Below are 17,772 nucleotides of genomic sequence, written 5' to 3' on the forward strand. Positions count from 1 at the left end.
TAATCTACCCCTTTGGGGGATGTTTTTCTTGACTATTTTGCTCAAGAGCATAAAATCTGCCCACTTCACCCGATTTGGGTAAGGAAAGGTGCCGTGTTTTACAGGATTGACTTTGAAGCAATTGAAAAAGCGCGGTTAAATTTTTAAATATTTTTACTTCGGAGCCAAAAATGGCATTATTTACAGAAACATCTCGCCGCCGTTATGGTGTTGCAGTTTTCGTTGGTATCATCGCCGGTATCATTTCAGCTTTCGTAAAATGGGGTGCTGAACACCCATTTCCACCACGTAGCCCATTAGATTTATTCGTTGCGGCATGCCAAGATCCATCACAAGCATTAGAAGTGTGTTCTCGCGCGGTATTAAACCCACCGGCTGTTTTTTTACGTGATTACCTTGGTCTTGATCCTTACCAAACTATCGCATTCACTTTTGCCGATCATCCGTTTAACTCAATCGGTGTAACACACATGATTTTCTCATTAGTGTTTGCGATCGGTTACTGTATCGTGGCTGAAATCTTCCCGAAAATTAAATTTTGGCAAGGTATCGGCGCAGGTATTATCGCGAACATCTGTGTTCACTACATCACATTCCCAGCCTTAGGTTTAACCCCACCGGTTGCAGAATGGCCATTATACGAACACATTTCTGAATTAGTAGGTCACATCTTCTGGTTCTGGTCAATTGAAATGATCCGCCGTGACTTACGCAACCGCATCACAAAACAACCGGATGCGGAAATTCCTTTAGATCAACCATACCGTTAATTTTTTAATTAACACAAGATATAAAGAAAAATAAAAAAACTGAGCTTGAGTCATATCAGCTCAGTTTTTTGTTTTTGCCTACTTATCGCTTTGATTTGATCGATCAGCTAAAGGGTAATGGGGGTTACATCATTGCTGTCACATATTTCAACATTACCCCTGCCGCGATAGCAGAGCCAATTACGCCGGCCACATTTGGGCCCATGGCGTGCATGAGTAAGAAGTTTTGGTTATCGGCTTCTAAGCCCACTTTATTTGATACACGTGCTGCCATTGGGACGGCAGAGACACCTGCAGAACCGATAAGCGGGTTGATTTTGTTTTTGCTGAATTTGTTCATCAATTTCGCCATTAACACACCGCTACCTGTACCGATCCCAAAGGCAATCACACCAAGTAATAAAATCCCTAAGGTTTGCGGTTGTAGGAATTTATCTGCAATCAGTTTGGAGCCTACAGATAAGCCCAACACAATGGTGGTAATATTAATGAGCGCGTTTTGTGTGGTATCGCTTAAACGATCGACCACGCCGCTGACTTTCATTAAATTACCAAAACAGAACATCCCCAATAACGGCGCGGCGTCAGGCAATAATAAACCAACGAGTAAAAGCAAAATAATCGGGAAGCAGATTTTTTCTGTTTGGCTGACGTTACGTAATTGCGTCATCCGAATTTTGCGCTCTTCTTCTGTGGTCAAGGCTTTCATAATCGGCGGTTGGATTAACGGTACTAACGCCATATAAGAATAAGCCGCCACCGCAATCGCTCCTAATAACTCAGGGGCCAGTTTGCTGGTTAAATAAATTGCCGTTGGGCCGTCTGCGCCCCCGATAATCCCGATGGATGCCGCTTGCGGTAACGTAAATTCGATAATCCCGAAATAATTTAACGCTAACGCACCCAATACGGTGGCGAAAATCCCGAACTGTGCCGCTGCACCAAGTAATAAGGTTTTGGGATTGGCAAGCAAAGGACCAAAGTCGGTCATCGCGCCCACGCCCATAAAAATCACCAACGGAGCTACGCCATAACTAATGGCGACTTTATAGAACAAGGCTAAAATCCCTGCGTTATAACCCATATCCACAGACATGGTTTCCAATTGGTTCATCACCGAAGCAGGTACGCTGGTCAGTGCGGTCTTAATGGCCGCGGGATCTGCTGCTACCCCCAAATGCGCCGCAATCGCGCCAATTTGCTCAGGCGAACCTAAATGCAACAGGTTTTCCAAGGCGGTCATCGCCAATCCGGCTTCAGGAATATTGGACAGCAATCCGCCGAAACCGATAGGCAATAACAAAAGGGGCTCAAATTTTTTGGAAATGGCAAGCCACAGCAACAGCACACTGATGGCAAGCATTACGGCTTGCCCCCATTCTATGTGCATAATGCCCATCCCTTGAATTAAAGCAATAATACTCTCCATGCTTTACTCCTTAAGCCAGGGTCATCACAGTGTCGCCCACCGCAACCGCATCGCCTGCTTTCACTTGAATACCGCGTACCACACCTGCTTGTGCAGCTTTCACTTCCGTTTCCATTTTCATGGCTTCGAGAATAAATAACACATCGCCCGCTGCAACAGATTGCCCTTCTGTGGCCACCACTTTCCAAATGTTACCGGCCATCGGTGCCGTTACCGGCACACCACCTGCACTTGGTGCCGGTGCCGCCGTTGGTTGTGCAGCTGCTGTTGTAGCTGGTGCAGTAGTTGGCGCAATATGGGTAATATCACCGCCTTCCGTCACTTTCACCACAAAGGCTTTGCCTTCTAATTCCACGGTATAAACAGCCGAACCTGACGCTTGCGTTGGTTTAGAAACAGCTTTATTTTCCACCGCACTTTTCGCAGGTTCTTCTGCCGTAGGTGCAGGTTCAAAAGCGGCAGGGTTGTCGCGATTTTCTAAGAATTTCCACGCAATTTGTGGGAATAACGCCACAATTAAGGCATCATCCACGGTGTTTTCAGCTAATTTCACACCTTTTTCTTTTGCTTGCGCCACCACATCTGCTTCAATTTTTGCCATTTCAGGGGCAATATGATCCGCCGGGCGGTCAGTGATAGGTTGTGCACCTTCCAATACGCGCGCTTGTAATGCGGCATCAACAGGCGCAGGAGTTTTACCGTATTCGCCTTTTAAAATGCCTGCGGTTTCTTTGGCAATGGTTTTATAACGTTCGCCCATTAACACATTGATCACCGCTTGGGTTCCCACAATTTGTGATGTTGGCGTTACCAATGGAATATAGCCCAAATCTTTACGTACACGTGGAATTTCTTCTAACACCAAATCCAATTTGTCGGTTGCATTTTGTTGTTTGAGTTGGCTTTCCAAATTGGTTAACATACCACCCGGTACTTGCGCAACTAAAATGCGACTATCCACGCCACGTAATTGCCCCTCAAATTTCGCATATTTTTTACGCACATTACGGAAATACGCGGCAATTTTCTCTAAACGCGGAATATCTAAACCGGTATCAAATTCGGTGCCTTGCAAGGTTGCTACAATAGCTTCTGTAGCAGGGTGCCCATAGGTGCCGGACATCGAAGAAATCGCCGTATCCACACCGTCTACGCCGGCTTCAATGGCTTTCAATAATGCCATTTCAGACATCCCCGTAGTGGCGTGGCAATGTAAATGTAGTTGAACATCAAAACGTTTTTTGATTTCACCGACCAACTCAGCCGCCGCCATTGGGTTTAAAATCCCCGACATATCTTTAATCACAAGGCTATCTACGCCAATTTCCAATAACTGTTCTGTGGTATCCAACCAAGTTTGCAAGGTATGCACCGGGCTTGTGGTATAACTTAATGTCCCTTGCGCATGCCCACCGTGTTTTTTCACCGCTTGCAATGCCGCTTTCATATTGCGAGGGTCGTTTAAGGCATCAAACACACGGAACACATCCATCCCATTTGCCACGCAACGTTCCACAAAACGCTCCACCACGTCATCGGCATAATGGCGATAACCTAATAAATTTTGACCGCGCAACAGCATTTGCAAAGGCGTTTTCGGACAGGCTTTTTTCAACTCACGCAAACGCACCCAAGGGTCTTCCCCTAAAAAGCGAATACAGCTATCAAAGGTTGCACCGCCCCAAGCTTCTAACGACCAATACCCAATATCATCTAATTCCGCTGCAATGGGCAACATATCATCTAAACGCATACGTGTTGCAAAAAGAGATTGGTGGGCATCACGTAAAACCACATCAGTAATTTTAATTTTTTTAGTCATAATACAATCCTTTATTAATTTAAGCCTTGAGAACGGCGATGATGAGCAATAGCCGCCACAATCACAGGGCGAAGACGCTCTAAATCAGACACAGAATCCGCAGAAAGTGCGGTGGATTTTGGTTGTGTTTTTGGAGTGGGAAGCGGTTCGGGGAAAAAACGGTTAATCAGTTTTGAACTCGCGCGAATTGCCCAAATTAAAATCAACAAAAAGAGCAGTACAAAGCCCATCCCTGACAACATCAGATTAATCCCTTCGCCAAACAACGCTGCTGGGGTCATATTTCATTTCCTTTATTACAAAATAACGTCCTTATTCTACTGAATTCGTTTCAGCAAAACTGTGAGCAAGATCACAATAAACAATAAAAAACGCAGTCAAATTTGACCGCGCTTTAGGATGTTATTTTACTTTTTGAACTAACGCTGAAACATCAGGCGAAAATTGTCCTTTTTCTGCCATTTCAACAATTTGAGCATGTTGATATTGTTTGCCGTTGTAAACCACAACCATTGAGGTGTCGCCCACTTGCAAGAAGTTTTTTTCACCAAATTCAGTATAACGCGTAGCACCAATACTAATAATGGCTTTGCTTGGGTAATCGGCTTGTTTCAGTAAAGTGGCAATATCATTCATTGGGCCTTCGTCAGGTTGATGATTCATTCTATCCACAATCCAATTCAGCAATTTTTCGTGGAAATAGCTGTAACCTAACGCTTGGCTATCAATGCCGTATTCCTTTAATTGCCCCTGACGTTGATGGAAACAAGCAATATGATAATCATCGATATTGCCCCCCAGTGTAAAGCGATCTAATGCAATCCAATGGGCAGACAACCCTTTTGAATTTGCGCCCCAATTCTTTTTCTCTGAAATTTTACGGGCGTTCGGACGGCGAATGGAACAATCGTTATAAGCCGCAAAATGAGTCGGTAAAAGTGCGGTCACTTTTTTCGGGGTTTCTTCGCTATATTGAATATCACAAATTAATGCAATTTCAGGCTCAATCTGCAAATTATCCGCATTCTGCGGAAAATTTAAGGTATCGGATGAAATAGGAAATTCGCTTAAAAATTGAGTGAGTGGGTCTAATTTTTCACCGGGTACATAAAACGGAAAAATAGCCTTTGGCTGCACCGCTTCTTGCGTTTTGACATTCACGAAATCCGCCGCTTCGCCCGCTTGCTCTAAATGCCCGGCAAAATTGCCGGCCACGCCTAAACCAATAAAGTGTTTGTTTTGCATGTGTTTTTCCTATTTGAATGAGTGATATCAAGAGAGTGGAAAATCTTATACTTGTGAAATTCTCGGTATTCTGTAGTACTTGCACAAAGCTGAAATGGCGGTTGGTGAGCTTGTCGAACCATAAGGCATTTCAGCAATCGCACAAGACTGAGGTTTCGACAGGCTCAACGATCGTCTTGTGCAACTACTACATAATATCGGAAATTCTAGCATAATACCAACCTCGTCATGTGTATATGAATAAATACAGTAAAACTGATATTTTTATCACTATTTATATTGACAGTATTTAATTTTGGATAATATAATAACTGTATATAAAATCAATTAAATGAGGTGATATATGAAACAAATTGACATTCGTTTTACCCAAGAAAAAGATCGAAAAAAAGCAGAGTATCAAGCGGCAATGATCGCTGTTTTGCAAGACCGTTTGCCGAAGCGTATTGCAGAGAAATTTGCCGATGTACAGGTTCGGATTCGCTTTTCGAGTTCTGCCGGGGTGGAAGTGACGGGCTTTAAAGATAAAGACGAAAAAAGTAAATTTATGGAATATTTGGAAGAATTGTGGGCAGATGATTCCTTAGTTGAGATTTAAAAGAGTGCGGTCAAAACACTTGATTTTTTGACCGCACTAGCATCTTATTCGCTTAATAACTCATAAATCTCAGCATCTTTTCGATCTAAATAATGCATCGATTGAATACGTCTAATAGTGCGAGATTTACCGCGGATGAGTAAGGTTTCCGTGGTGGCCAAATTATCTTTGCGTTGAATACCTTTTAGTAAGTCTCCGTTGGTAATTCCCGTTGCAACGAATACGAGATTATCATCTTTCACTAAATGTTCTAATGGCAGAACCGTATTGACTTCCACGCCGTTCTCTTTGCAACGTTGGATTTCCTGTTCTGCAATTTGACGATTTTCAGGGGTATCGCCTTTTACTAAATGACGTGGCAATAAACGCGCTTGCATATCACCGCCCAAGGCTCGGATTGCCGCCGCAGCGACCACACCTTCCGGTGCGCCACCAATACCATATAACATATCTACATCACTATCGGGTAAACAACATAAAACAGATCCCGCTACATCACCGTCAGGGATACAAATAACGCGTGCACCCAGTTGTTGAATTTGTTTAATTACATCATCGTGGCGCGGTTTGGCAAGTACCATCACCGTTAATTGACTAATAGATTTCCCAAGTCGGGATGCCACACGGCGGCAGTTTTGTTCAATATCTAAATTGAGGTCAATCATGCCTTTTAATTCCGGGCCTACGACTAATTTTTCCATGTACATATCCGGCGCGCGTAAGAATGTTTCGGCACCACCGGCGGCGAGTACCGAAATCGCATTGGCTTGCCCCATGGCAGTCATTCGTGTGCCGTCAATAGGATCGACTGCAATCGACACTTTCTCACCTTTTCCCGTACCGAGTTTTTCACCAATATACAGCATAGGTGCTTCATCAATTTCACCTTCACCAATCACAATCTCCGCATCCATATTGATGTTATTTAGCATAAAACGCATGGCCGTGACGGCAGCATTATCTGCTGCATTTTTATCGCCACGTCCTAACCAAGTAAAGCCGGCGAGCGCAGCGGCTTCAGTGATACGAGAGAATTCAATTGCTAATGATCTATCCATTTGATTGTCCTTATTTGGCTAAAATTTTCCGCATTTTAGCACTAGCGAAAACGATTGCGAAAAAATATTTTGCCATCAAATAAAAAATCTTTTTTAGGATTTTAAATTCCATGCAATCTAGGGTAGAATGATCACACATTTTTATTAAAGGAAATTATTATGTCATTAGAAATTTTAGATCAATTAGAAGGCAAAATTCGCCAAGCTGTTGAAACTATTCAATTACTTCAATTAGAAGTGGAAGAATTAAAAGAGAAAAATACTCAGGTGAACGCGGCAAACGAAACCCTTCGTAATGAAAATGAACAATTAAAAGCAGAACACAATAACTGGCAAGATCGTTTACGTTCATTATTAGGTCAAATTGATAACGTGTAATTGGTGTAGTCATCAAATTTCACTTCCAAAAAAAGCGACTTCCAAGTCGCTTTTTTAGTATCTCTTAGCTTAATACAGCCAATGCCGCATCATAATTAGGTTCATCTTTTAATTCTGACACCAGCTCACTGTGTAAGACGTTATTGTGCTCATCTAAGACAATCACAGCGCGAGCGGTTAACCCCGCTAACACACCATAAGTAATATCTACGCCCAATTGACGATGTAATTCTTTATGGCGGAAAGTAGAAAGGGTTTTCACATTTTCAATCCCTTCTGCACCACAGAAACGGGCTTGTGCGAAAGGTAAATCTGCTGAAATGCAAAGCACAACGGTATTGGCTAAGTTGGCGGCTTTTTCATTAAATTTACGTACTGATGTGGCACAAGTGCCCGTATCAATGCTTGGGAAGATATTTAAAACCTTGCGAACGCCTGAAAATTCAACTAATGACACATCATTTAACTCTTTTCCGGTTAGAACGAAATCACCGATGATATCGCCGACTTTCGGGAAGGTTCCTGCTAATTCAATGGGGTTGCCCATCATGGTTATTTGGCTCATTTGATCTCCTTTTTTGAGTGACTAAAATATTTGATATGATGTCATCATTACATAAGATTTACCTTTCCACAAGCTCAAGGGGCATTTTATTCAAGGATTTCATGGCGATGGCTATTTTCTTTTGCCACAACAGACTTTGGTTCTTGATGAACAACAATTTTGGCAGTCGGGAATTGGCTTAAAATAGCCTGTTCCACCTTATCAGCAATATCGTGTGCGGTAATTAATGGAAGATCATCATCCAGCTCCAAATGCAACTGAATAAATTTAATGTTCCCCACTTGGCGGGTGCCAATATCATGTACGCCTAATACCTTTTCTTGTGCTTCTGCCAGTTGAATCATTTGCTGGATTTCTTCATCGGGTAAGGCGCGATCTAGTAAGGTTTGAACCGCTTCCCAACTCATTTTTAATGCACTTATGAAAATATAGAGCGCAATAAGAATAGCAAAAATCCCATCGGCATAAATCATCCCATACATGTTTAACAGCATGGCAACGAGAATGGCGCTGTTCATCAGTAAATCTGTTTGGTAATGCAATTTATCTGCTTCAATGGCAGGGCTTTGGGTCAATCTAATGACCTTTCGTTGATACATTAACAAAGCCAAGGTCAATAAGATAGAGACCAAACTGACCGCAACGCCTAGGCCGTTATTTTCGATGTTTTCAGGATTAGCAATACGTTGACTGCCTTGTAGTAACAGAAACAATGCGGAACCTGTAATAAAGGCACTTTGCGCGAGTGCGGCAAGCGATTCGGCTTTGCCATGGCCAAAGTAATGATTTTTATCCGCAGGTTGTAACGCATAGCGTAACACCAGCATATTGGTGCAAGAAGCGAATAAATCCACAAGGCTGTCTGTCATCGCCGCTAAAATCGCCACCGAATCCGTGTACCACCAAGCAATACCTTTGATGATAATCAGCAATGTTGAGACCACAATTGCCAACATTGCTGCACGTTTAACATATTTGGAATATTGTTGTTCCATTCGCAAAACCTAAAGCATTTTCACCGCACTTTAATAGATGCTTAACTCAAGAAGTACTGATAAGCCGGGCTATTTGTCACATCTTGATAGGCGTAACCCAACGCTTCTAAATGTTGATTAAAGGCAGGCAAATCTTTTTCTTCAATTTGGAAACCCGCCAGTACATCGCCATAGTCTGCGCCGTGTCCACGATAATGGAATAGCGAAATATTGGCTTGTGTTGTGCCAAGGGTTTCTAAGAATTTTAACAACGCGCCTTTTTGCTCAGGGAATTCAAAACTATACAAACGTTCGTTTAATTGACTGCTTGAACGCCCGCCAATCATATAGCGAATGTGAGTTTTCGCGATTTCATCATCGGACAAATCTTCCACATCATAGCCACCTTGTTTAAGCTGTGTCAAAATGGCTACCTTTTCTTCCGCACCTGTAATACGAACGCCCACGAAAATACGTGCTTGTTTTTCATCGGCATAGCGGTAATTAAATTCTGTCACCGCATTTTGTCCTAAGATTTGGCAGAACGTTAAGAAGCTGCCGCGTTGCTCTGGGATGGTTACCGCAAAGACCGCTTCATTTTGTTCACCAATTTCACAGCGTTCGGACACATAGCGTAGTGTATGGAAATTCAAGTTCGCCCCAGACAGAATGTTAACCAAGGTTTCCCCTTTGATATTGTGTTCTTTCACATATTTTTTCAAACCCGCCAAGGATAACGCACCCGATGGTTCCGAAACCGCACGCACGTTTTCAAACATATCTTTCATCGCAGCACAAATTTCATCACCATCTACGGTAATCACTTCATCAATATATTGTTGGCAAACGCGGAACGTTTCATCGCCGATACGCTTCACCGCCACACCATCTGCAAATAAGCCAACACGTGCTAAATCAACAGGTCCACCGGCTTTTAATGCGGCAAATAAACAGGCGCTGTCTTTGCTTTCCACCCCAATTACTTTGATTTCCGGCATTAATTGTTTAATTAAAACCGCAACGCCGGCGGCTAAACCGCCACCGCCCACAGGGACAAAAACGCGATCAATATGGGTATTTTGCTGCAATAATTCCAAACCAATAGAACCTTGCCCCGCGATGACTGCAGGATGATCAAAGGGCGGAATAAAGGTCATATTTTGGCTTTTTGATAACTCGATAGCTTTGGCTTTGGCTTCATCAAAATTAGCGCCGTGTAATAACACTTCGCCCCCAAAACCACGCACAGCATCCACTTTAATGCTCGGTGTATTTTGTGGCATCACGATTAAGGCACGAATGCCCGCATTTTTCGCGGATAAAGCAACGCCTTGGGCGTGGTTGCCTGCGGAAGCTGTAATAACGCCGGCGTCTTTTTGCGCTTGGGTTAAGCCTGCAATCATGGCGTAAGCACCACGCAATTTAAAACTATGTACAGGTTGGCGATCTTCGCGTTTTACAAAAATTTGATTGCCGAGTTTGTCTGAAAGCTTCGTCATTGGCTGCAATGGTGTCACCATCGCTAATTCGTAAACTTTAGAGCTTAATACGGCACGGAGATATTCCGCACCTGTTGGTTGAGTTGGAAGAGTATGTGTCATGTTATTTATCCTAAAGCCACATCTAAAATCATCATTACCACAAACCCAAGTAATAAACCAAGGGTTGCACTATCGCTGTTTCCACCGCTTTGTGATTCAGGAATTAATTCTTCAACCACAACGAAAATCATTGCACCGGCCGCAAAGGCAAGGGCGTAGGGCAAAATATTAGTCATAGACATAACAAAAGCCGCCCCCATTACCGCGCCGATAGGTTCCACAATGGCAGACATTGCACCGTAGGCAAAGGCTTTTGTGCGACTTTTTCCTTCTGCACGGATAGGCAAAGAAAGTGCTGCCCCTTCGGGAATATTCTGCAAACCAATACCGAGAGCTAAGCTAATTGCCGCCATGACTGAAATATCCACATTGGGAACTTGTGAAGCTAATGCGCCAAAAGTGACACCCACAGCAAGACCTTCGGGGAAATTATGAATCGTGATCGCTAAAAAAAGTAAGGTAGATTTGGACAGTTTCTTTTTGTTGTAAAGCGCGCCACCTTCTGCTTCTGTAATGGGTTTGCTTAAATGCAGATGCGGCACAATATGGTCAATAAAACGTAAGAAAAATCCGCCGAACAAGAAACCGATGGTGACAGGTGCCCACGCAAATTTGCCATAATCCGCTTCCGCATAATCCAGCGCAGGGGATAGCAACGACCAAAAGGACGCGGCAATCATCACACCTGCGGCGGCACCCATTAAGATATCGAGTAACTTACGGTTAACATTTTTAAAGAAAAAAACGAATGCGGCACCAAAGGCTGTTAATGCCCAAGTAAATAATCCTGCGGCAAAGGCTTGGCAAACAGGATTAAGAGATAAGAAATAATCTACCATACGCGATCCTTAATATGGAAAGCGCGGTCAAAAAAGACAATATTTTTAACCGCGCTTTATGGATTACAGTTTGGTTTTATCGCGCACCGCACCTTTATCTGCGGATGTGGCAAAGTGACCAAACACTTTTAACGCGAAGGAAACTTCACGTTCGCGGCTAACGGGTTGCCACGCTTTATCACCACGCGCTTCCATTTCCCCTTGGCGAGCTGCCATTTCTTCATCGGAAATCGCAAGATGAATAGAGCGGTTAGGAATGTCGATTTCAATGGTATCGCCGTCTTGTACTAAGGCAATGGCACCGCCTGATGCCGCTTCCGGTGAAGCATGACCGATGGATAAGCCTGAAGTACCGCCTGAGAAACGACCGTCTGTTAATAACGCACATTTTTTGCCCAAGCCCATGGATTTTAAGTAGCTGGTTGGGTAAAGCATTTCTTGCATACCCGGGCCGCCTTTCGGGCCTTCGTAACGGATAACCACCACGTGACCTTCTTTCACTTTACCACCTAAAATGCCGGCTACCGCGTCTTCTTGGCTTTCAAACACAATGGCTTTACCGGTAAATTTCCAAATGGATTCATCTACGCCTGCGGTTTTCACGATACAACCGTCTTTGGCAATATTGCCGAATAATACCGCTAAACCGCCTTCTTCGGTCACGGCGTGCGCGCGATCACGGATACAACCCGTTGCACGGTCATCATCTACCGAATCCCAACGGCAATCTTGTGAAAAGGCTTCTGTGGTGCGAATACCGGCAGGGCCTGCGCGGAAGAATTTATGTAAATCCGCGTCTTTGTTGCGCATAATATCGTATTGGTTTAACTGTTCTTCCATGGTTAAACCCAGAATGGTTTTCACATTGCGGTGGATTAAACCGGCGCGATCCAATTCCCCTAAAATGCCCATAATCCCACCTGCGCGGTGAACATCTTCCATATGGTATTTATTGGTGTTTGGCGCGATTTTGCTTAAGCAAGGCACAATGCGTGATAAACGGTCAATATCCGCCATTTTGAAATCCACGCCGGCTTCTTGTGCGGTGGCAAGTAAGTGTAAAACGGTGTTACTTGAGCCGCCCATGGCAATATCCAAGCTCATGGCATTTTCAAAGGCATCAAAGGTCGCGATTGAGCGTGGTAATACGCTGTAATCGTCTTCTTGATAATGACGTTTGCATAAATCCACAATGCGGCGACCTGCTTCTAAAAAGAGTTCTTTGCGGTCTGCATGCGTGGCAAGCATCGAACCGTTACCCGGCAAAGATAAGCCTAATGCTTCCGTTAAACAGTTCATTGAGTTGGCGGTAAACATTCCTGAGCAAGAGCCACAAGTTGGGCAAGCGGCTTTCTCAATAGCGTCCACGTCTGAATCGGACACATTGCAGTCCGCACTTTGAATCATCGCATCGATTAAGTCTAAACGGATTAATTGGTCAGATAATTTGGTTTTCCCCGCTTCCATTGGACCGCCTGAAACGAAAATGGTTGGAATGTTCAAACGCATTGCTGCCATTAACATCCCCGGGGTGATTTTGTCGCAGTTTGAAATACACACCATCGCATCTGCGCAATGGGCATTGACCATATATTCCACGCTGTCGGCAATTAAATCGCGGCTTGGTAAAGAATAAAGCATACCGCCGTGACCCATCGCGATCCCATCATCCACTGCAATGGTATTAAATTCTTTTGCCACGCCGCCTGCTTTTTCGATTTCTTCCGCGACTAATTTGCCCACATCACGTAAATGCACGTGACCCGGCACGAACTGGGTAAATGAGTTCACTACGGCAATAATCGGTTTGCCGAAGTCGTTTTCTTTCATTCCTGTTGCACGCCATAACGCACGTGCGCCTGCCATATTGCGACCTTGAGTTGATGTCGCTGAACGTAAAACTGGCATAAGATTCTCCAAGTCAAATAAGGTTGTGTTTGATGCGCGATATTCTAGCACAGCTCGCGCGAAATAATAAAAAACTGTCGTGAGAAATTACGGATTATTTCGTTTAATAAAAGACCGCACTGGTTTAAAAGTGCGGTCAGTTTTGATGTTATTTAGATGACAAGAAACTACACATCATACGTAGTCGATGCTGTATTCCCGCCACGTCCCGTCCAGTTTGTATGGAAGAATTCGCCACGAGGTTTGTCGGTACGCTCATAAGTATGCGCGCCGAAGTAGTCACGTTGTGCTTGCAGTAAGTTTGCAGGCACTCGCTCAGAGGTATAACCGTCTAAGAACGTGATCGCACTTGCCATACAAGGCATTGGGATACCGACTTCAATCGATTTCGCTACCACTTTACGCCAGTCGCTTAATGCGTTTTCTAAAATGCCTTTGAAGTACGCATCTGACCCTAAGAAGATTAAATCCGGGTTCGCTTCGTAAGCATCTCGAATGTTGCCTAAGAAACGGCTACGAATGATACAACCTTCACGCCATAATAACGCCGTTGCACCGTAGTTGATGTCCCAACCGAAGTTTTCAGACGCTTCACGAATCAGCATAAAGCCTTGTGCGTAAGAGATAATTTTTGATGCCAATAACGCTTTACGCACCGCTTCGATCCAAACTTGTTTGTCGCCTTCAACTTTACCGATAGTTTTGTTGAATAATTTAGAGGCAGCAACACGTTGATCTTTGAATGAAGATACGCAACGAGCAAACACTGACTCAGTGATTAAAGTTAATGGAATACCGAAATCTAATGCGTTGATCCCTGTCCATTTACCTGTACCTTTTTGACCTGCGGTATCAAGGATTTTTTCCACTAACGGTGTGCCGTCTGTGTCTTTGTAGCCTAAAATATCGGTCGTAATGTCGATTAAATAGCTATCTAATTCAGTGTTTTTCCATTCAGCAAAGATCGCCTGCATTTCATCATAGCTTAAACCTAAACCGTCTTTTAAGAACTGGTAGGCTTCACAGATTAACTGCATATCGCCGTATTCGATACCGTTGTGTACCATTTTCACGAAGTGGCCAGCACCTTCTTTGCCCACCCAGTCACAGCAAGGCTCGCCTTTGTCGGTTTTCGCTGAAATTGCTTGGAAAATCGGCTTCACATATTGCCACGCCTCTTCATTACCGCCCGGCATAATAGAAGGCCCGTGACGTGCGCCTTCTTCACCGCCCGATACACCCGAGCCGATAAAGCGAATGCCTTTTTCCGCTAATGCTTTCACACGGCGGTTGGTATCTGGGTAGTTTGAGTTACCGCCATCAATGATGATGTCGCCCTCTTCTAAGTGCGGTAATAGTGCATCAATAAATTGATCAACCACTTCACCTGCACGCACCATTAACATTACTTTGCGTGGTTTTTCTAATTTCGCAGCTAAATCTTCTAACGAATACGCCCCGATAATGTTCGTGCCTTTCGCCGCTCCTGCTAAAAACTCGTCCACTTTTGACGTAGTACGGTTATACGCCACGACTTTAAAGCCGTTGTCGTTCATATTTAAAATAAGGTTCTGACCCATTACCGCTAAACCGATAACGCCGATATCGCCTTTTACTGACATTTTTTGCTCCTGTTGGATTGTTAAACTTATTTGCGGAAAATTAACCGCACTTTAAATTAAATTTCTTTAATTAACGAAGAACCTTGCTCAAGGGTATCTAACCATTGCCAATGTTCTGTCCCTATTAATTTGCCATTCTCTACTTCAAATGTTGTGACACAACGTCCAAGTCGATTTTCTAGTTTTTGGTTTAAATGTTGGTAAGTAAACTCAATTTGTGAGGCATTTATCCATTTTCCGATTAAAAAACCTTTTAAAATTTCACCACCCGAATATTCAGCCCAAATCATTTTATCTTGTTGATAATAATGAAATTGGGTTTGGTTGCTCACTTCACCTGTTTCACAATTTTGAAGTGCTGTAAAAACTTTTTGGTTTAAGTTCATTATTACCTCTATGTGAGTAAATTTGCCACTAACGCCAACATCGCCGGCAATCCCTGTTTAATCAAAATCCCTTTATTCTTCGCACTGATTGCCCCATAAACCGCCGCCATAATCACGCAACTTAAAAAGAATATTGACATCATTTTTCCTAACTATGATTTTGCTCAAAAATCATTTTCTGATTTTCAATTTCTCGTACCAACTCTTCTTCTGATGGTAAATATGCCATATATTTGCTGGCAAAAAGCTGCGAGCTATCGTTCAATACCGAATATTTCGCCACCACGCTATCGGTTTCGGTGCAAAGTAACAAGCCGATAGTGGGGTTATCATCAGGGCGTTTTTGCAAATCATCGTACATTCGCACATACATATCCAGTTGCCCAATGTCTTGATGTGTGAGTTTTTCTGTTTTCAACTCAACGATCACAAAGCATTTTAAAATGTAATTGTAAAAGACCAAATCAATAAAGAAATCGGACGTTTCGGTACGGATACATTGTTGGCGAGCTACGAAAGCAAAGCCTTTGCCCAGTTCCAACATAAATTGTTGCAGATTATCAATTAACGCTTTTTCTAGCTCTGCTTCGGTGTATGCCAAGTTGGTAGGCAAATTTAAAAACTCCAAAACAGTGGGCGATTTAATCAAATCACTGGCTTGTAATGGCACAGATTTTTCCAACATCTCCGCTTTGACGATGCTTTGATCTTGGCTTGCCAACAAGCGGTCGTAATACAGCGTAGAAATGTTGCGATCAAGGGTTCTTACCGACCAATTATTTTCAGCCGCTTCTTTTAGATAATAAAGACGAGCTTTGTCGTTACTGATTTTTAAAGTGCGTTGAATATGTGTCCACGTCAATTTGGAAATCACTGATTTCCAAATCTCTAAATCTTGGAACATCAAATAAAACTGGCGGAAATTTCGGATATTACGTTCTCCAAAACCAGCTCCAAATTCATTCGTTAATTCAAGGGAAAGATTTTTAATAATCTCTTTCCCATAAGCCGCTCGATCAGCGCCATTTTGTTCTTCCAAAACAATGCGTTCGCCAATTTTCCAATAGGCTTCAACCATTGCTGAATTGACTGCGGTATAAGCCTTTTGGCGTGCATTGGCGAGAATTTGTTTAATTTCTAAAAGATAACTGCTGTTGATTAAATCCATAGTTTACCCTGACAGTCGTTTGTTAGTTAAAACTTAATGCTACCTTTAGCTTTCCAACCACATTTTTAATGTTTCTAATGATAAAATTCTGTCTTGATATTTCAGTACTTGTGGACTGAAGTAACGATGTAAATCATAGGTTCTTATACGTAGCATAACAGGCACAAAAAAAGCATCCACAGCAGTAAAACGTTCACCAGCTAAAAAGTTGCCGCCAAATTGTATTAATCCCTGCTGTAATAATTCATTTAATCTTTCCAACTCTAATTCTAGTACCCGTGGTACTTCAGTGAGTGGGGTATGCGCTAGCGGATCAAAATTACAAATATTCCGTAAATGCTCAAACCCCGAATGCATTTCTGCACATGCCGATCTCGACCATGCTCGTACTATTTTATCTTCTGCCCAAATTTGCGGATAACTTTCCGCTAAAAATTCCGTAATGGCAAGACTATCCCAAATGATGACGCCATTTGCATGTAAAACAGGAATTTTGGCTGTTGGCGAAAAATTTTTAAATTGCTTATGTTGTTCATTCAAATCATCTAAATAACGCACAATTTTAGGTTCAAAGGAAATATTTAATTCTTTAAGCAAAATCCATATGCGTAATGACCATGAGGATTTGGGTGGATTAAAATAGAGTTGATACATTTGATTTCCTTTTAAAAATTGCTGATAAATTTAATTGTTTGTTACAACAACTTCGCCGCATCCTTATCCAAATACCATTCCGTTACGCCATTTTTCGCTTTAATTCTTGCCGCCGGGTAAGGCAGGTTTTCTGCCGGGGTGGTTTGGATTTCTTTGAGAATTTCCGCTTTGCTTGCCCCGGTGACTAAATAAGTAATGCGTTTTGCTTGTTCAATCAATTTAGCGGTTTTGGAAATGCGGATTTGCCCTGTTTCAGGGTGTTTGGCAATCACAGCTAAATTCGGATCATTGAAATCCGTTTGTTGTGGGAATAAAGACGCCGTATGTCCGTCTGTGCCCATCCCTAAAATAATCCAATCAAAAACACCATTCGAAACGACCGCACTTAGCTCTTGCTCAAAACGTTTAAGCTCTGATTCAACAGGTTCTTCGCCACGAATACGGTGGATATTTTCCGCCGGGATTTGGATATGATCGAACAGTAATTTTTGCACTTCGCCGTAATTACTTTCAGGATCTTGTGGTGGAACCATACGATCATCGCCCCACCAAAAATGGAGATTTTGCCATTGAATTTGGCTTTTATACGGCTCTTGAGCAAGGGTTTTAAACAGCAGTTTTGGCGTACTTCCGCCTGATAAAGAAATATGCACAGGGCGGTTTAATTGACTATATAACGCAAATTCTTGTGCGATTTTTTCCACCGCACTTTGTGCTGTTGGGAATGTGATGTAGTTCATATTTTTTTCTCCTGC

At 42.9% G+C, this 17,772-nt stretch carries 19 protein-coding genes; 3 read left to right on the plus strand and 16 right to left on the minus strand.

Going from position 1 to position 17,772, the window contains the following annotated elements:
• The first annotated feature begins 170 nt into the window (after positions 1-170).
• Positions 171-770: a YagU family protein gene (locus E7T07_RS00355; RefSeq protein WP_135708953.1), complete on the plus strand. Its 600-nt coding sequence runs from the start codon at positions 171-173 to the stop codon at positions 768-770.
• Positions 771-894: 124 nt separating this feature from the next.
• Here E7T07_RS00355 and E7T07_RS00360 read toward each other — a convergent pair whose 3' ends face one another.
• From E7T07_RS00360 to E7T07_RS00375, 4 genes are all read right to left on the minus strand, one after another.
• Positions 895-2,199 carry a sodium ion-translocating decarboxylase subunit beta gene (locus E7T07_RS00360; protein WP_135708954.1) on the minus strand — a complete coding sequence of 435 codons (1,305 nt, stop codon included), beginning with the start codon at positions 2,197-2,199 and terminating at the stop codon, positions 895-897.
• Positions 2,200-2,209: 10 nt separating this feature from the next.
• The gene (oadA, locus tag E7T07_RS00365; protein WP_135708955.1) at positions 2,210-4,021 is read right to left on the minus strand and encodes a sodium-extruding oxaloacetate decarboxylase subunit alpha; all 1,812 of its coding nucleotides are present in this window, start codon (positions 4,019-4,021) and stop codon (positions 2,210-2,212) included.
• Positions 4,022-4,035: 14 nt separating this feature from the next.
• Positions 4,036-4,302 (minus strand): oxaloacetate decarboxylase subunit gamma, encoded by a 267-nt coding sequence (locus tag E7T07_RS00370; protein WP_135708956.1) that lies wholly within the window; start codon positions 4,300-4,302, stop codon positions 4,036-4,038.
• Between the two features lie 121 nt (positions 4,303-4,423).
• Entirely contained in the window at positions 4,424-5,266 is an 843-nt protein-coding gene (locus E7T07_RS00375) for a DUF5718 family protein (RefSeq protein WP_135708957.1), read from the minus strand.
• 343 nt (positions 5,267-5,609) lie between these two features.
• Between E7T07_RS00375 and E7T07_RS00380 the strand changes: the two genes are divergently transcribed.
• Positions 5,610-5,864, plus strand: coding sequence for a DinI-like family protein (locus tag E7T07_RS00380; protein WP_135708958.1), 255 nt, complete (start codon positions 5,610-5,612; stop codon positions 5,862-5,864).
• Between the two features lie 44 nt (positions 5,865-5,908).
• On the opposite strand, the gene glpX is transcribed toward E7T07_RS00380, so the two are convergent.
• Positions 5,909-6,922, minus strand: a complete 1,014-nt coding sequence (gene glpX, locus E7T07_RS00385) for a class II fructose-bisphosphatase (RefSeq protein ID WP_135708959.1) — start codon at positions 6,920-6,922, stop codon at positions 5,909-5,911.
• 159 nt (positions 6,923-7,081) lie between these two features.
• On the opposite strand from glpX, the gene zapB reads away from it, so the two are divergent.
• Positions 7,082-7,300 (plus strand): cell division protein ZapB, encoded by a 219-nt coding sequence (zapB, locus tag E7T07_RS00390; RefSeq protein WP_135708960.1) that lies wholly within the window; start codon positions 7,082-7,084, stop codon positions 7,298-7,300.
• 64 nt (positions 7,301-7,364) lie between these two features.
• On the opposite strand, the gene tpx is transcribed toward zapB, so the two are convergent.
• The 11 genes from tpx to pgl all read right to left on the minus strand — a co-directional run bounded on the left by tpx (position 7,365) and on the right by pgl (position 17,757).
• Positions 7,365-7,865, minus strand: coding sequence for a thiol peroxidase (gene tpx / locus E7T07_RS00395; RefSeq protein ID WP_135708961.1), 501 nt, complete (start codon positions 7,863-7,865; stop codon positions 7,365-7,367).
• A gap of 86 nt (positions 7,866-7,951) precedes the next feature.
• Positions 7,952-8,860 (minus strand): cation diffusion facilitator family transporter, encoded by a 909-nt coding sequence (locus E7T07_RS00400; protein WP_135708962.1) that lies wholly within the window; start codon positions 8,858-8,860, stop codon positions 7,952-7,954.
• A 41-nt stretch (positions 8,861-8,901) separates the two neighbouring features.
• Complete coding sequence (gene ilvA, locus E7T07_RS00405; protein WP_135708963.1) at positions 8,902-10,440, minus strand: threonine ammonia-lyase, biosynthetic; 1,539 nt, start codon at positions 10,438-10,440, stop codon at positions 8,902-8,904.
• Positions 10,441-10,445: 5 nt separating this feature from the next.
• Positions 10,446-11,279, minus strand: coding sequence for a ZIP family metal transporter (locus E7T07_RS00410; RefSeq protein WP_135708964.1), 834 nt, complete (start codon positions 11,277-11,279; stop codon positions 10,446-10,448).
• A gap of 63 nt (positions 11,280-11,342) precedes the next feature.
• A complete protein-coding gene (ilvD, locus tag E7T07_RS00415; RefSeq protein ID WP_135708965.1) occupies positions 11,343-13,187 on the minus strand; it encodes a dihydroxy-acid dehydratase in 1,845 nt (614 codons plus the stop codon).
• 167 nt (positions 13,188-13,354) lie between these two features.
• Positions 13,355-14,809 carry a decarboxylating NADP(+)-dependent phosphogluconate dehydrogenase gene (gnd, locus tag E7T07_RS00420; RefSeq protein WP_135708966.1) on the minus strand — a complete coding sequence of 485 codons (1,455 nt, stop codon included), beginning with the start codon at positions 14,807-14,809 and terminating at the stop codon, positions 13,355-13,357.
• 56 nt (positions 14,810-14,865) lie between these two features.
• A complete protein-coding gene (locus E7T07_RS00425) occupies positions 14,866-15,198 on the minus strand; it encodes an avidin-fold protein (RefSeq protein ID WP_135708967.1) in 333 nt (110 codons plus the stop codon).
• Positions 15,199-15,203: 5 nt separating this feature from the next.
• Positions 15,204-15,335, minus strand: a complete 132-nt coding sequence (locus E7T07_RS00430) for a DUF1304 family protein (RefSeq protein WP_273404384.1) — start codon at positions 15,333-15,335, stop codon at positions 15,204-15,206.
• Positions 15,336-15,343: 8 nt separating this feature from the next.
• Positions 15,344-16,363 carry a PDDEXK nuclease domain-containing protein gene (locus E7T07_RS00435; protein WP_135708969.1) on the minus strand — a complete coding sequence of 340 codons (1,020 nt, stop codon included), beginning with the start codon at positions 16,361-16,363 and terminating at the stop codon, positions 15,344-15,346.
• A 45-nt stretch (positions 16,364-16,408) separates the two neighbouring features.
• On the minus strand, positions 16,409-17,017 hold the full coding sequence (locus tag E7T07_RS00440; RefSeq protein WP_135708970.1) for a glutathione S-transferase family protein: 609 nt from the start codon (positions 17,015-17,017) through the stop codon (positions 16,409-16,411).
• Between the two features lie 41 nt (positions 17,018-17,058).
• On the minus strand, positions 17,059-17,757 hold the full coding sequence (pgl, locus tag E7T07_RS00445; protein ID WP_135708971.1) for a 6-phosphogluconolactonase: 699 nt from the start codon (positions 17,755-17,757) through the stop codon (positions 17,059-17,061).
• Positions 17,758-17,772 lie beyond the last annotated feature (15 nt).

Source organism: Actinobacillus porcinus, from assembly GCF_901764995.1.
GTDB classification, from domain to species: domain Bacteria; phylum Pseudomonadota; class Gammaproteobacteria; order Enterobacterales; family Pasteurellaceae; genus Exercitatus; species Exercitatus porcinus.